Origin of the sequence: Spiroplasma endosymbiont of Sarcophaga carnaria, assembly GCF_964019595.1 — a bacterium.
Taxonomy (GTDB): domain Bacteria; phylum Bacillota_I; class Bacilli_A; order Mycoplasmatales; family Mycoplasmataceae; genus Spiroplasma; species Spiroplasma poulsonii.
In genome coordinates this window covers 498,826-514,708 of the sequence record NZ_OZ026456.1, presented here as the reverse complement: position 1 = coordinate 514,708, position 15,883 = coordinate 498,826, and the positions used below count along the sequence as shown (strand labels likewise).

Annotated in this window: 11 protein-coding genes, 10 tRNA genes and 2 pseudogenes; 21 read left to right on the top strand and 2 right to left on the bottom strand. The window is 29.4% G+C overall.

Annotated elements, in window-relative coordinates:
• Positions 1-86: 86 nt before the first annotated feature.
• Entirely contained in the window at positions 87-1,049 is a 963-nt protein-coding gene (locus tag AACK91_RS03145) for an IS1/IS1595 family N-terminal zinc-binding domain-containing protein (RefSeq protein WP_338963247.1), read from the bottom strand.
• Between the two features lie 135 nt (positions 1,050-1,184).
• On the opposite strand from AACK91_RS03145, the gene AACK91_RS03140 reads away from it, so the two are divergent.
• From AACK91_RS03140 to AACK91_RS03065, 15 genes and pseudogenes are all read left to right on the top strand, one after another.
• Positions 1,185-1,260: transfer RNA gene (locus tag AACK91_RS03140), tRNA-Cys, on the top strand.
• 38 nt (positions 1,261-1,298) lie between these two features.
• Positions 1,299-1,375: transfer RNA gene (locus AACK91_RS03135), tRNA-Arg, on the top strand.
• Positions 1,376-1,398: 23 nt separating this feature from the next.
• Positions 1,399-1,475, top strand: a tRNA-Pro gene (locus tag AACK91_RS03130).
• A gap of 15 nt (positions 1,476-1,490) precedes the next feature.
• Positions 1,491-1,566 (top strand) — tRNA-Ala (locus tag AACK91_RS03125).
• Positions 1,567-1,600: 34 nt separating this feature from the next.
• Positions 1,601-1,677: transfer RNA gene (locus AACK91_RS03120), tRNA-Met, on the top strand.
• Between the two features lies 1 nt (position 1,678).
• Positions 1,679-1,755, top strand: a tRNA-Ile gene (locus AACK91_RS03115).
• A gap of 31 nt (positions 1,756-1,786) precedes the next feature.
• Positions 1,787-1,879 (top strand) — tRNA-Ser (locus AACK91_RS03110).
• A gap of 56 nt (positions 1,880-1,935) precedes the next feature.
• Positions 1,936-2,011: transfer RNA gene (locus AACK91_RS03105), tRNA-Met, on the top strand.
• A gap of 2 nt (positions 2,012-2,013) precedes the next feature.
• Positions 2,014-2,089: transfer RNA gene (locus AACK91_RS03100), tRNA-Asp, on the top strand.
• Between the two features lie 5 nt (positions 2,090-2,094).
• Positions 2,095-2,170 (top strand) — tRNA-Phe (locus AACK91_RS03095).
• Positions 2,171-2,392: 222 nt separating this feature from the next.
• On the top strand, positions 2,393-2,959 hold the full coding sequence (locus AACK91_RS03090) for a hypothetical protein (RefSeq protein WP_338964087.1): 567 nt from the start codon (positions 2,393-2,395) through the stop codon (positions 2,957-2,959).
• A gap of 25 nt (positions 2,960-2,984) precedes the next feature.
• Entirely contained in the window at positions 2,985-4,145 is a 1,161-nt protein-coding gene (gene nagA, locus AACK91_RS03085) for an N-acetylglucosamine-6-phosphate deacetylase (RefSeq protein ID WP_338964085.1), read from the top strand.
• A 58-nt stretch (positions 4,146-4,203) separates the two neighbouring features.
• Positions 4,204-4,950 (top strand): annotated as a pseudogene (gene nagB / locus AACK91_RS03075) (glucosamine-6-phosphate deaminase).
• Between the two features lie 176 nt (positions 4,951-5,126).
• Positions 5,127-5,501, top strand: a complete 375-nt coding sequence (locus tag AACK91_RS03070; protein ID WP_338964079.1) for a lipoprotein — start codon at positions 5,127-5,129, stop codon at positions 5,499-5,501.
• 77 nt (positions 5,502-5,578) lie between these two features.
• Entirely contained in the window at positions 5,579-6,772 is a 1,194-nt protein-coding gene (locus AACK91_RS03065) for a hypothetical protein (RefSeq protein ID WP_338964076.1), read from the top strand.
• A gap of 44 nt (positions 6,773-6,816) precedes the next feature.
• Here the strand turns inward: AACK91_RS03065 and rpsD are convergent, their stop codons facing one another.
• Positions 6,817-7,431 (bottom strand): 30S ribosomal protein S4, encoded by a 615-nt coding sequence (rpsD, locus tag AACK91_RS03060; RefSeq protein ID WP_338964073.1) that lies wholly within the window; start codon positions 7,429-7,431, stop codon positions 6,817-6,819.
• A 290-nt stretch (positions 7,432-7,721) separates the two neighbouring features.
• Between rpsD and AACK91_RS03055 the strand changes: the two genes are divergently transcribed.
• The 6 genes and pseudogenes from AACK91_RS03055 to pta all read left to right on the top strand — a co-directional run bounded on the left by AACK91_RS03055 (position 7,722) and on the right by pta (position 15,859).
• The gene (locus AACK91_RS03055) at positions 7,722-9,452 is read left to right on the top strand and encodes a septation ring formation regulator EzrA (RefSeq protein ID WP_338964064.1); all 1,731 of its coding nucleotides are present in this window, start codon (positions 7,722-7,724) and stop codon (positions 9,450-9,452) included.
• A gap of 15 nt (positions 9,453-9,467) precedes the next feature.
• Positions 9,468-10,664 (top strand): tRNA uracil 4-sulfurtransferase ThiI, encoded by a 1,197-nt coding sequence (gene thiI / locus AACK91_RS03050; RefSeq protein ID WP_338964061.1) that lies wholly within the window; start codon positions 9,468-9,470, stop codon positions 10,662-10,664.
• Positions 10,651-10,995, top strand: coding sequence for a hypothetical protein (locus AACK91_RS03045; RefSeq protein ID WP_338964059.1), 345 nt, complete (start codon positions 10,651-10,653; stop codon positions 10,993-10,995). Before thiI ends, AACK91_RS03045 begins: the two co-directional genes overlap by 14 nt.
• A gap of 67 nt (positions 10,996-11,062) precedes the next feature.
• On the top strand, positions 11,063-14,107 hold the full coding sequence (locus AACK91_RS03040) for a DNA polymerase III subunit alpha (RefSeq protein ID WP_338964056.1): 3,045 nt from the start codon (positions 11,063-11,065) through the stop codon (positions 14,105-14,107).
• Positions 14,108-14,761, top strand: a pseudogene (locus tag AACK91_RS03035) (copper homeostasis protein CutC). It begins immediately after the preceding gene.
• Between the two features lie 129 nt (positions 14,762-14,890).
• Complete coding sequence (gene pta, locus AACK91_RS03030; protein ID WP_338964054.1) at positions 14,891-15,859, top strand: phosphate acetyltransferase; 969 nt, start codon at positions 14,891-14,893, stop codon at positions 15,857-15,859.
• Positions 15,860-15,883: the final 24 nt, after the last annotated feature.

The window sequence follows — 15,883 nt, the reverse complement described above, 5'->3', positions numbered from 1 at the left end:
AAAACTCTTGATGAAATAAAAAAAATCATCAATATGACAATTTGAAAACTAATTTTGTGTAAGATTATGATTTTGCTTTAAATTTTTTAAACGTTAAAATATAATACCGTTGATTGTTGGTTTGGTGTTAAACCTTTGTGTTGGTATTTTCATTTTCAGAGCTTTAAATAATTTTGAATATTAGTGAAACCCAAACCATGATAATGAATTAAGGCTTCTTTAAGACTGGATTGTAATTTACTAATCTTATTTAACTTTTGATAACTAGTATCAGGGTTTGTACTAGTTTTGGTGGAATATAGAGTAGAATTTGTTTGTTTTGCTACTAATAAATATAGTGGTTGCATATCAGAAATAATTATTGATTTTTCTTTAATTAGTTGCTTATTCATATTTTCAATAATCCATTGTTTTTGTAATCTTTTGGTATTGGTGGATTGAACAAAAATATTATTATTGCTATCAACTGCCATTTGAATACAGCATTTGGTATCAGTTGAAAATGGATCGAGATGAGTTTTTCGTTTATCAAATTTATCTTTAAAATTGCCTTTATGAATTTCTTTAATAAATGTTTCATCCATTTGGATTTGACCATTTAATTTTTTAAATTTTAACTGTGTATTTTCTAATTGTTTTGATTGCATTAATTTTTGTCGATTATATCAAGCGGTTTTTGGGGTTGTTTTAATAAAACGAGAAATTATTTTACTAGATTGTCCTAACAATGAAATTTGAATTAATAAATTTCACTGTTCATAATTTAAATGACTTCAATAAGTAAAATGATGACGAAATGCATCAAAACTAGCACGACATTTTTTACATAAATATTTTTGTTTTCCTTCGGAATTATGACCATTTTTAACACAATGAAAAGATTTGCAATTAGGACATATAATGCCTTTATCTCTAAATTTTTGATCAATTTCATTTAAACGTTTTTGTTTTTTAATTAAGTCTGCTTGTTGTTTTATTTTTTCATAAAATTCTAAAAATTGATCATCTGTTAAGCTATTTATTAATTCTGTAATTATTTTTTTCATCATTTATTTACCTCCATATATTAAAAATATACCTAATTTTAGGTATATTTTATAAATATCAAGAGTTTTCGACAAAATTAAAGATTTTAGTTGAAATGCATTGTGAATATGATAATATAGTAGGGGTTTAGATTTTATGGCACTATAGCCAAGGTGGCTAAGGCATGGGACTGCAACTCCCCGATCGTCGGTTCGAGTCCGACTAGTGCCTCCATTTAAATCGGATTAACATTTAAATACTTTTACTTCTATGCGCCCATAGATCAATTGGATAGATCGTTTGACTACGGATCAAAAGGTTGAGGGTTCGAATCCTTCTGGGCGCGCCATCTATTTAAATGTTATTTTTTTTCGGAAAGTAGCTTAGCTTGGTAGAGCACTCGGTTTGGGACCGAGGGGTCGCAGGTTCAAATCCTGTCTTTCCGACCATTTTTTTATTTAATTGGGCCCGTAGCTCAGCTGGGAGAGCACCTGCCTTGCACGCAGGGGGTCGACGGTTCGATCCCGTTCGGGTCCACCATTAATTTACCAAAAAGCAATTAAAATTTTTATATGGCGGGATAGCTCAGCTGGTTAGAGCGCTCGGCTCATACCCGGGAGGTCAAGAGTTCAAGTCTCTTTCTCGCTACCATGGACCCTTAGCTCAGTTGGTTAGAGCATCCGGCTCATAACCGGATGGTCACTGGTTCAAGTCCAGTAGGGTCCACCATTGTTATATTTAATTGCTTTTAGAGCATCGTGGAAGATTACCCAAGCCTGGTTGAAGGGATCGGTCTTGAAAACCGACAGGCGGTGAAAGCCGCGCGGGGGTTCGAATCCCCCATCTTCCGCCATTTTTTTTGCAAGAAAAAAATTGCAATTAAAACTTAAAATATGATAGTATTAAAATTGTGGGGTGGAGCAGTGGTTAGCTTGTTGGGCTCATAACCCAAAGGTCGCGGGTTCAAGTCCCGCCCCCGCAACCAATGGTCTTGTAGTGAAGTGGTTATCATGCCTCTCTGTCACAGAGGAGATCGCGGGTTCAAATCCCGTCAAGACCGCCAATCGTGGTTCAGTAGCTCAGTCGGTAGAGCATTTGATTGAAGCTCAAAGTGTCGGCGGTTCAATTCCGTCCTGAACCACCATTGAATTTAGTTAAAAATAACCCTAGACTCTAAATTAATAATTGATTAGTTTAGAGTTTTTTTATTTTGTTATATAATTAACAAAGGTGATGGAAATGTTTTCAAGAATGACAAAAGATGTAACTTTTTATTTAAAACGTGAAGAATGAAAATTTGCTTTAAATGAAGATAATTTTAAGTATAAACCACGGTTTGTGTTAGACCGTTATCAGAAAAAAATGGGTGAGCAAAACTTCCGCAGTTTTAAGTATTGGATTTTTAAACGCTGGGATTTTAAAAAACTTTGCTTATACGCAAGATTTTATTCATCGTTTTTATAAGTATCAGCGGAAATTAGATTTAGTTTTAAATGGTCGTGAACAAGAATTTATTTATAATGTTGAAGAGTTTAATTTTACCTTGTGACGACCGTTAAAAGTCTTGCCAGTGGCGTTTGATTTAGAACCAAAGGAAAAATGTCATTTTAAAAACAATGCCGTTAATATTAATTTTTTTACTGCTCAAAATGAGATTGATTTTTTTTGCAAAGGAGTATTGTTAATTACGAACAAGCGATTCATTATTGATGGTTTTGATAAAGATAATAATGAAAGGGTTGTGCAGTTTAATTTAAACAATATTAATAATGTTGAATATATTGATATTGGTGTTAAAATTACTGTTGGTAAACAAACTTATTTACTGCGAGAAAATAATCATATGTTAATTTTAGCGCTCTTGTATCGGTGCTTAGGACGAAAAAAAGTAACATTTGATTTGAAAAAATTACCATTAAATTTTACTTTTTAAAGAATAGAAAGATGAGACAAAGAAGATGATTTTAAAAAATGCAAAAATAGTTTGTGAAGACCAAGTAATTACAAATGGTTGATTAGAAATTAAAGATAATAAGATTATTATTGTTAATGCTGGGCAGACGACTGAACCAGGTTATGATTTACAACAAGCAATTATTATTCCAGGATTTATTGATGGTTATGTTCATGGCGGTTATGGGGAAGATACCGAAAAAGGAACAATTGGTAGTTTTCAAAAATTTGCCCAAGAAGTAGCCCAAGAAGGAATCACAAAGTATTGTCAAACAATTATTACTGGTAGTGATGAAACAATAACATCAATTTTAACTGTTTATCAAGATTATATGGCAAATTATAATAAAGGTCCACAAGCTCGCCAGATTGGTGCTCATTTAGAAGGACCATTTATTTCAAAAACTTTTAAAGGAGCCCATGATGAAACGCTTTTACAAGCACCAAACATTGAACTTTTAAAAAAATGAATTGCAGTTTCAAATGATAATATTCGGATTGTAACATATGCACCCGAAGAAGAAGATGGTAGTTTCACCAAGTTTTTATTAGAACATAATATTTTACCATCAATTGGTCATTCAAATGCGACGTTTGATTTAGTGGCGGAGCGGGTAAAAATGGGGGTTAAACATGTTACACATTTATATAATGCAATGAGTAAGTATGATCATCGCCAACCAGGAGTTGTTCCAGCGGTTTTAAATTTCAATGAAGTTGTTGGAGAGTTAATTAGTTATGGAATTCATGTTAATGAAAATATTATTAATTTAAATTACAAGATTAAAGGAGCAACGGGCATTGCGTTAGTGACTGATGCGATGCTTGCGAAAGGGCTTCCTGATGGGGAATATCAATTTGTACCTTTGCCAGTTGTTAAAACGGGGCAAAAAGTTGTTATTAAAGGAACGGAGACAATTGCTGGGTCAGTGGCAACATATGATTATTGTGTTCGTAATTTTCATCATTTTACTAATTGCTCATTACAAGAATTAGCATTGGTTGCTAGTACTAATATTGCCAAGCAATTAGGAATTTTTGAAAAGACCGGTTCAATTGCTGTTGGCAAATTAGCGGATTTAGTGGTGTTGGATTCAGAATTAAAGGTTTTAATGACATTATGTGAAGGTGAAGTTGCTTATTCACAATTGAAATTCAAGCAATAAAAGAAGTTTTTAGGTTATAGGATATAATAAGACAATAGTAAGAAATGAGGTTAAAAAAATGAAATTAATTGTTGTTGAAGATAAAAATGCAATTGGAAAGGTTGTTGGGCAAATTTTTGTCAATACAGTGCAACAAAATCCAAAGATTGTCTTTGGATTAGCAACTGGTTCTTCACCAGAACCAATTTACCAGTATCTTATTGAAGATTATCAAAAAAATAAGACAGATTGAAGTAAAGTGACAACTTTTAACTTAGATGAATATGTTGGTTTATAACCAACTCATCTGCAAAGTTATCGTTATTTTATGAATGAAAAGTTATTTGATCATCTTAATATTGATAAAAACCATACGTATGTTCCATTGGGAACAGGTGATTATGTTTCTGGGGCAAAGGAATATGATGCTTTAATTGCTAAAGCGGGGGGAATTGATTTACAACTATTAGGGGTTGGAACAAATGGTCATGTTGGATTTAATGAGCCACCAGCTGATTTTAATTCCTTAACAGGTGTTGTTGATTTGGTAGAAACAACAATTCAAGCAAATGCCCGTTTTTTCGTTTCAGCAAATGAAGTACCAAAACAAGCAGTATCAATGGGAATTAAATCAATTTTAAATGCTAAAAAAATTATTTTAATTGCCAATGGTTCAAACAAAGCGCAAGCAATTAAACAATTAGTTGAAGGAGAAATCAATAATTTATGACCATGCACCGCTTTACAAATGCATCAGGATGTTACTGTTGTCGTTGATAAAACGGCGGCTGGTTTATTACAATCTCACGGAATTAACATTAATTAATGGATTAGAAAAAAGTTTTCACGACTATTGAAATTAAAGTTGTTAAAACTTTTTTTGTGATATAATAATTTTGCTATTTACTAACAAAAAAAGTAATAATAATTTATTAATTTAATAATAATATTAAAATTTTCAATAAAAATTGTATTTTTTGCTTAAAAGAAGGGAGTGGAAAGATGAAAAAGCTTTTAACGCTTTTAAGTGGTTTAACATTTATTAGTACAACGAGTCTAGGGGCGATTGCTTGTAAACAAAATAAAATTACATCAATAAATCCAACAATAGAAGTTGACAATGAAAAAGAAAAGAAAGAACTTGAAAAGCAAGAAAATAATTTTAATGAAAAAATTAATTCTTATTCTGAGACAAATCCAATGATTTTAGATAATGAAAATTATAATGATATTAAGGCAGATGATGTAATTAAAAAATTATACGATGATCACTTTGCAGATATTAAAGATGAATTAGCAATAACGTCCGCGCTAACTTTAAAGAAATTACGGCTGATGAAGCGGGGCGATGAAAAGCATATGGTCATTTACAATTAACCGCAAAATTTAAAGGGCATAATTTAAAAAACAATAAAATAGTTGAACAAAAAAATACAATTTTTTCAGTTTACTTTATGACTAATGTTTTAAATCTTAAAGAAGTTGAAACAATAAAGAAAAATATAACTAATTTAGATGGTGATAATGAAAGGTTAAATGTTTCATTACTTGTAGAAGCATCTGTTTTTAGTAACATATTAAAACTATTAACATCAGTTAATAGTTTAGGCCCTTTGCCAACAGTAATTCCGACCAGTTTTAATGAGAGTGACCCTCATTGAAAACAATGAAATGAATTTGTTAATAGTTTACAATTAAGTTCTGAATTTAGTAAATTATTAAGAGAAAACTATAAAGAAAGTACTTTTTCGGGTGAAACAAAAATAATAACGGGTCTGACAATAACATATCAAGGTAAATATCTTGATATTTTAAATGCGTTATTACCAAATGTTATTAACTTTAATAATTTTCTGCAGCAAGAAAAAGATATTAATAATTCGGATAATAAATTACTTTTATTAGGGAAATATTTATTTGCTAAACCAAAAAATATTAATAATGATGGTTTTTTAAGCGTTAATAGTAAAATCAAAAATAAAGCAATTAAAAAAGATGACGAATTTTTAAAGTTTAATACTAATCTTGAATCACTTTTTCATAATATTTTAGAAGGTTGACAAAATAAGAATGGTGAATGGTCATCTGCTGATGAACCATTATTATTAGAAACCTTAGGTTCATCAAAAGATGTTGCTGGTGGTAAAGTTAAATATAATAAACCATGAGAACAAAGTGAGAATGAATCTAAAATTAGTTATGCAATGACAGAATTACTTGAAATTAAAAGAGTTAAAGATTCGTTTAGTAATTTATTTACAAAGAGTTTAAATGAAAACTGGGGCATAACTATCACAATTCCGAAGGCAATTCTTGGTAACGAGGATTATCATTATAATTTTATAATATTATCTAGTGATACAATTAAGAATTTGTTAACTGAGGCTGTTTTTAAAAAACTTGATTTAATCACTAATGAAAGTATTTCAATCACAGCAACCTTTACTGAAAAAATGATATTTGAATATTTGGATAAAACAACTAAACAATGAAAAAAAATTAATAATTTTAATGATTTGGAACAAGCAATAAATATACGTTGTAAAGTAACAGATATAGAATTTGAAATAAAATCAAAATTTAACCCAGCGATTGTTGATACAATTAAGAAACAGGAAGCATTAATATTTAATATCGATATTGCTTAATTTAATTATTTAACAATAAAAAAACATCTCTTCTGAGATGTTTTTTATACTAAACGGTTGTACCACTCAACGATTAAAGCATCATTAATATTACTATTTAGTTCTTCACGAACAGGGAAACGAACATATGTTCCAGTCATCTTAGCTTTATCAAATTTTACAAATTCTAACGTGCTAACTTGACTTTGTAAACTTTCTAAGATTTTAACATTTTTTTGTGAACTTTCTTTAACGCTAATAACATCACCCGGTTTACAACTATATGATGGAATATCAACTTTTTTTCCATTTACTAAAATATGTGTATGGTTTACTAATTGACGAGCTCCAGATCTTGTTTGTGCTAATCCCATCCGGTGAACAATGTTATCTAAACGTGATTCTAACATAATTAAGAAGTTAGTTCCGGTAATTCCTTTCATTTTTTTTGATTTACTGTAAGTATTACGGAATTGACGTTCTGTTAAACCATACATGTAACGAACTTTTTGTTTTTCATGTAATTGTAATCCGTAGTTTGACAATTTTGTTCGGCGTTGCCCATGTTGACCTGGGGCTGTTGTTCTTTTTTTCCCTTTTGAAAATTCTTTGTCATTTTCTAAGATACTAAATCCGTATCGTCTTGCTTTTTTAAATGTACTTCCACGATAACGTGCCATTAAAAAAACCTCCTATATATCATTGTGACATACAAAAAGATTCATTGAATTACTCTAATAATGGAAGTTTTTTGCTTCGCCCTAACAGCTAGGGTTACTTTTAATGGTTAAATCATAAGTGTTTAAAAACTAAGAACATTACTATGCAATTCTGCTGCTTCTCTGTGTTGTCTAGGAGTTATTGTATAATAAAATACAGGATAATTCAATATTTTTTTAATTTTTAATGTAATATTTTTGGCAAGTGCTATAATTCAATTGATATGTAGTTTGATGGGGGGCAAGATAAAATGGGTAATGTTATTAATAATATTATTAGTAATCCACTTAAATTAACATTATTTATTTTATTTTTTGTTTGCTTGTTATTATTAAGTATTACACTTTTATTTTGGGGCAGAAAACGGCATTTAAAAACAGTTGAAATTAAAATTTTACAAAAGTTTGATATTTTAAAACGATTACCATTAAAACATAAAGTTTTTCGAATTTCAGAAATTGCTCGTCATAATAATCGTTATGTTAAAGATCTCGTGGTTTGACGAACAAAATATGAAATTATTTATGAAAAAAAGTTAATAAGTTGTTTAGAAGTATTTCGCAAACTATATCAAATTAATAAGACAACGCCAAAAAAGATGCCCAAGTTATCTGCTCAAAAAATTATTCCATTATTAAAAGAATTAACATTACTGGAAGAAGAAGCTCGTCGTTTATTAGATGAAATTAATAGTCAATTACAGATTGAATTATTACAACGCGATTATATTTTAGCGCATAAAAAAATGTTTAATTCATTATTAGAAGATGCCGTTAAACTGCAAATGAATGTTTCGTTAGATACGAAAAAAATTAATGATTTTGAACGAAATATTGAAGGAATGTTTGATGAGTTTGAAGATTATTTAACAGCTGGTAATTTTGCAAAGACAGAACAAATTTTATCAAACATTACTACTTCATTAACAATTTTTGTTGAAATTTTAGATAATATTCCACAAATTAAAACATTATTAACAAAAGTAGTTCCAAACAAATTATCTTTGTTAAAAGATAAATATGTTTTATTTAATAAGGATGAAAATAGTCGTGATGTCTTAAAATATAGTTTTGATGAATTAACAAAAAGTATTGATGAAACAAAAATTTTAATTTCAAAGTATATGGATAATTTACAATATAAAAAAGCAACGAAAAAAACAATTGAAATTATTAATCATATTAGTGATTTTGATCAAACAATTGAGCATCAAAAAGCAATCATTGCATGTTTTAAAAAATATTATAAAGTTGTGATGGAATATATTAATAAAATTGAACGTAGTTTTAATGTCATTTCACGGCAAATTGAAGCCTTACGTAGTTCATCAACCTTAACCGAATATGAAGAAGGTGTTTATCGTGAAGCAATGGGTAAAACAAAAGAATTAACGCATGATACAAATCGTTTAGTATTAGAAATAAATCGTAATGGCCGTGATTATATTGTTTTTAATAAAGAACTAGTTCGTTTATTAGAAAATGCGGTTGTTACTCAAGAAGCCTTAGAAAATGTTGTGAAGATTATTGAAAAGCGTAATTTTGCGGAAACTGAAATTCGAAAAACAATTCATTTATTGGAAGTTGTTTTATTACAAGCTGAAGTCCGATTAAATCAATTACAATATCGAAAATTATTAACAAAATATGAAAAATCAATTAATGATTATCGAACAGCCCTTGAAAAGGTTAAACAACTCTCGTTTGATGTTAATAATCGTTATGAAGTTGATGAGGTAACAGGAAAACTAAATCGCCTAAAAATAGAAGTGTTAAAATTATTTGAAAAAATTAAAAATAATATTTTATTAGATTTATTAGCGCAAGAAACATTAGTTTATGCCCAAAAATATATTTTAACAAATGATGATGTTGATGATCAGTTGCGAAATGCCCAAATTGCATATTGTGATGGGGATTATGATGGATCATTGTTTTTAACATTAAAAATTATTAATGAAGAACGAGGAAAAAAGAAATAAGAAATGGAGTATAAAATGAATTTTGATGTAATATTAGTTCGTTATGGAGAGTTGACAACAAAAGGGAAAAATTGGAATGATTTTACTAGGGTGTTAGTCAATAATATTAAAAATAAGTTACAAGGATATGAAAAACAATATCGCTTAAAGAAAGAATTTGATCGGTTATTTATTGAATTATTAGATCCAACTGTTAGTGAAGCAGTTATTAATATTGTTAAAAATGTTTTTGGTTCATCATCACTTTCATTGACAAAACGTGTTGATCGGGATTTAACAACAATTGCTAATTGTGCAATTACATTAGTTCAATATTATCAACCAGATACTTTTAAGTTAGAAGTTCGTCGGAGCGATAAAACATTTCCATTAACTTCAACGGAAATTAAGCAACAATTAGCACAAAAAATTTTGCAACAAACAGATGTTAAAGTTGATGTTCATCATCCAACTTTGCAAATTGATGTTGAAATTCGTCGTGAATTTACCTATGTTTTCATTAACAAAATAAAAACCATTGGTGGTTTACCAGTTGGAATCTCTGGGCGAGGATTAGTAATGTTATCGGGGGGAATTGATTCCCCGGTTGCTGCTTTTTTAACAATGAAACGGGGAATGAATGTTGAATATTTACATTTTGCAACACCACCCCACACAAGTGAAGAAGCCTTAGAAAAAGTTAAAACTTTAGTGCAAAAATTACATTATTATACTGGTCAAAATCAACAAAAATTGCATGTTGTTAATTTTTCAATGTTGCAACATGAACTAATGCATATCCCTGATGCAAGTTATTGAATTACGATTATGCGCCGGATGTTTTATCGAATTGCAAACATTTTAGCTACAAAATGAAATTGTCAGGCAATTATTACTGGTGAATCATTGGGGCAAGTTGCATCACAAACAATTGAAAGTATCAATGTTATTAATAACGTTTCAACATTACCAGTGTTACGTCCAGTATTATGTTTTGATAAAAATGAAATCATTGCAATTGCAAAAGAAATTGATACTTATCAAACATCAATTTTACCGTTTGAAGATTGTTGCAGTCTTTTTGTTCCAAAAAATCCAGTGACAAAACCACGCATAAAACAAACGGAATTCCAAGAACAAAATTTAATGTGACAAGAAATAATTGATGTTATAATTAATAAGAATATAAAGACATATGTAATTGACAGGGATGAGATCTATGAAGAAAGCTAATCTTTTTCAAAAAAAGAAAGAAACATCAAAAACACTAGTTAATGAACGAGCACTACGATCAACAGAACGTTCACGAACTAATTTGTTAGAAGAAACAATTTTAATTTATGAAGAATTTTCAATCATTCGTGATTTTAAAGATGATGATATTAAAGTTGTAAATATGAACAAAGAGAAAAATAATTTTTATAATGAAAATGCTATTGATTTAGAAAAAGTATTATTACAAGAAATGACACCAAAGAAAAAACCCCGTTTATGGCGTTTTTTAGTTTTTGGAATTTTAGCAATTTTAATTGTTGTAATGATTATTATTGTCATTAAACTATAAAATTAGGCCACAATTGTGGTTTTTATTTTCTTTTTCTTTAAAATGAAAGTAGAAAGAGGTAACAAGTATGATGATTCCCCACTTAAATGTTCGAACAAGTTACAGTTTATTATCATCTTTAATTACATTTGATAAATATTTTAATTATGCAACAATGAATGGATTTTCAACTTTAGCAATTTGTGATAGTAATATGTTTGGTGTTTATGAGTTTCATCGGCTTGCTAAAAAAAACAATATTAAACCAATTATTGGGTTAAATGTTACGATGTTGTTTGATGATGAATCATATAATATAAATTTATTTGCCCGTAACCAAAAAGGATATTTTAATTTAGTTGAAATTTCATCATTAATAATGATTAATGCTGAACATAAAACAACATTAACTTTTGACGACCTTAGTAAGTTTTTAACAACTGATTTAAAAATTATTATTAATTATACTGTTGATAATTATCAACCAAAAGTATTTCAAACGTTAAAAAATAATTTAGTTAAGATAAATGATTTATTTTTAGGCGTGAATAATGGGAATGCTGTGCTATTAGATCGCTTTCTTAGTTTAGGAGCAGCAAAACAGATTATTTGGAATAACAAAGTGCAATATTTTACCAGTGATGATTTTACCGCTTATAAAGTTGTTGATACGATTAAAACACAAACTTTATTTAAGGAAAGTAAATTAAATGATTTATATGGTTGAGTTGCACCACCGAGTCGTTATGAAGAATACTTTGAAAACATTAAGCAGTTTATTACTGATATTGAAATTTTTCCATTAAACAAAGGGACTATTTTTGATAATTTGTTACAATATCCACTTCCAAATGGTGAAACAGCGCAACAATTTTTAGCAGAAATTTGTCAAACAACGTTAAAAGCAAAAAAGTTAAATGGTTTTCATGGCAAATATGAAGCACGGTTAAGTTATGAATTAGATGTTATTGATAAAATGGGTTTTAATGATTATTTTTTAATTGTTTGAGATTATGTTCGTTATGCTAAACAACAAAATGTTTTTGTTGGTCCGGGGCGTGGAAGTGCTGCTGGAAGTTTAGTCAGTTATTTGTTAGACATTACAACAATTGATCCGATTGCTTATAATCTTCTTTTTGAACGTTTTTTAAATCCGGAACGAAAAAGTTTGCCTGATATTGATATTGACTTTCAAGATGATAAACGGGAAATGATTGTTGAATATTTGTTTGAAAAGTATGGGAGAGATCATGTCGCACATATTGTTACTTTTCAAACGATTGGGATGAAAATAGCAATTCGTGATATTTGTCGAATTTTTGACATTGCAATTGAAGAGGCTGATAAAATGAGTAGGGCAGTTCCCTTGGAATATAATTATCATTATGAGCAAGCAATTGGTTCTAATCCTGTTTTTGAAATTTATCAAAAAAAATATCCCCGAGTATTTTTACATTTACAAAAAATTATTGGTTTGCCACGTCAAACAGGAACCCACGCCGCGGGAGTTGTGTTAACACAACAACGGTTACAAGAAATTATTCCAGTTAAAGAAGGTTATAATGGCATTTATCAAACGCAATATTCAATGAATTATTTAGAAGAACTTGGAATTTTGAAAATGGATTTATTAGGATTACGAAATTTAACAATTTTACATAATGTTGTTGATAATATTTATCAAGAAGCAAAAGTAAAATTAGATGTTAATAAATTGCCATTAAATGATCAAAAAACTTATCATTTGTTAGCTCAAGGTGATACAAAAGGGATTTTTCAGTTAGAATCACCTGGAATGACGAAAGTGTTAGTTGATATGGTTCCTGATCAGTTAGAAGACATTGTAGCAACTTCGTCATTATATCGACCAGGACCACAAGATAATATTCCATTGTTTATTCAACGAAAAAAAAATTTAACAAAAGTTACCTATATTGATGATCGCTTAACTGAAATTTTAGCACCAACATATGGTATTATTGTTTATCAAGAACAAGTTATGTTAATTGCCCAAAAAGTTGCTAATTTCTCATTAGCCAAAGCTGATGTTTTGCGCCGGGCAATGGGGAAAAAGGATGCTAGTATTATGGCCCAAATGAAAACTGAATTTATTAAAGAAGCAATTAAAAATCATTATGTTGAAAAAACTGCTCAAGAAATTTGAGAATTAATTTATAAATTTGCCGCCTATGGTTTTAACCGGAGCCATGCTGTTGCTTATTCGCTATTAGGTTATCAAATGGCATATTTAAAAGCAAATTACCCTTCACAGTTTTTAGCTAGTTTATTAACGAATGTGATTGGTGATGAACATAAAACAAATGATTATATTTCCTTAGCAAAAAAGAATCATTTAACAATTGTTCCACCCAATATTAATGCTCCGTATCGCCAATATCATACGGTTGATAATCAAATTTGTGTTCCTTTATTAATCATTAAACAAATTGGTTTTGCTTTCTTTAAAAAAATTGCTAGTGAATATCAAAGTAATGGTCCTTTTGGTGATTTATATGACTTATTTATTCGTTTATATAAAAAAGGGCTAAATCGAAAAACTTATGAAGCATTATGTTTTTCAGGAGCATTAGATTTATTTAAAATGAATCGTGTTACTTTATTTAATAATTATCAACGAATTATTACCTATATTGAATTAATTAAAACCCAAGAAGAAAATGAAAACTTAGTTGTTGATTTTTCTCTAGCTGAAAAACCAGAGTTAGTAATGGAACCAGATGATGAGGTTATTTGTTTGGAAAAAGAATATGAGTTTTTAGGGTTTTACTTATCAAACCATCCGCTAAAGTATATTCGTGAAAAAGAAGGTTATCAAGCTAAAACAACCCTAATTAGTAATTTACGATTAAGTTTGGGGTCAACAAATGTTTTAGTATTAGTAAAACGAAGTAAAGTAATTACTGATAAAAATAATAATAAGATGGCTTTTTTAGATTGCTACGATGAAAGTGGAGAAATTAGTATTACTACTTTTGCTGGGATTTATAAATATTATGCTAATTTGTTAAAGGTAAATAATGTTTTGTTATTAAATATTAAATTAGGAACATATAATAATAAGATTAATGGAATTATTAATCGCATTAAATTTATTAGTGGGGAGAAAGAATAAATGTTTATTGAAATTATTGCAACAAATTATCATGATTGTCAAATTATTGCGCAAGCAGGAAATATTAGCCGGATTGAATTGTGTGCTGATTTAAACCGTGGTGGTTTAACCCCACCATATGATGTTATTAAAGAAAGCGCTGCCGGAATTAAAATACCAATTCGTGTTATTGTCCGTCATCGTGATACAGATTTTTATTGTCCTGATGATGAATATTAACAAATTAAAAAGCATATTGCCTATATTAAGACAACTAAAGCGGAAGGGATTGTTGTTGGTATTTTAACACCCGATTATCAAATTGATCTTGTTCGAATGCAAGAATTAGTTACCTTAGCATATCCATTAGCAGTTACTTTTCATCGCGCATTTGATTTAATTCCTGATAAAATAGCAGCAGTTCAACAACTAGCACAGTTAGGGGTTAAGACAATTTTAACTCAAGGAGGAACGGCACCAATTATGGAAAATTTGGCAATGTTACAAGCATTACGTAATTATGGTGTGCAAATTCAAGGTGGCAGTGGGATTAATTTAACTAATTATGAAACAATTAGTCAATATTGTGATGCTGTTCATTTGGGCAGTGCGGTGCACGAAGATTGAATATGGGAAACAAAGATTAGTTTATCAAAATTACAACAATTACAATAAGGGTTAAAAATTTAATTAAAGTACCAAAAATTATTTTATAATTACCAATTAATCGCACACTTTTTCTAAAATTATTAAAAAAAGTAATATAATTATTTGGTAAAGATTTAATGAGAAAGAGGGTTAAAGATGAATGTATTAGAAAATACACTTAAAAAAATTAATGAATTTTCAAAGAAAATTAAAATTATTTTTCCGGAAGGAAATTCAGAACGAATTCAAGAAGTTGCAAAACGATTAATTGGAACAAATATTACTCCAGTTCTTGTTTTTAAAACTCATGCTGAAGTTCCAACGACAATTGCTGATTGTCAAGCAGAAGTTTTAATTGCTGAAGAACAAAATATGGCAGAATTAGCTGAATATTTAGTGTACCTACGAAAAGGAAAAGTTTCAATTGCAGAAGCAACACGATTAGTTGGTGAATGTAATTATTTGGCTGTCTTATGAGTTAAAAAAGGTTTAGCTGATGGAATGGCTGGGGGAATTACTTATGATACAAAAGATATTATTGGTCCAGCGTTACGAATTATTAAAGCTAAACCAGGGGTTAAATTAGTTTCATCATTCTTTTTAATGGTTCGTAATGATGAACGTTATATTTTTACTGACTGTGCATTAAACATTGACCCAACAGCGGAAGAACTAGCGGATATTGCTTATTTAGGATATGAAGCAAGTCAAGTCTTTGAATTTAAAAAACCACAAATGGCCTTATTATCATTTTCAACAAAAGGATCAGGACAAGGAACTTCTGTTGATAAAGTTCGTGAAGCATATGAAATTTTAAAAGCAAAAGAATTGAAAGATTGTCGAATTGATGGGGAATTTCAATTTGATGCGGCATGAGATGATACAATTCGGAACAAAAAAGCACCAACATCATCTTTAACAGCCCCAGCCGATATTTTTGTTTTTCCAAATTTAGATGCTGGAAATATTGGATATAAAATTGCTCAACGTTTAGGGGGATTTGAAGCGGTTGGTCCAATTGTAATTGGCTTAGATCGTCCTGTTAATGACTTATCGCGGGGAGCAACAATTAATGATATTTATAACACCGTTCTTGTTACGGCATACTTATGTGTCTATAAATAATAAAAAATAATTAAGTGAAGGAGA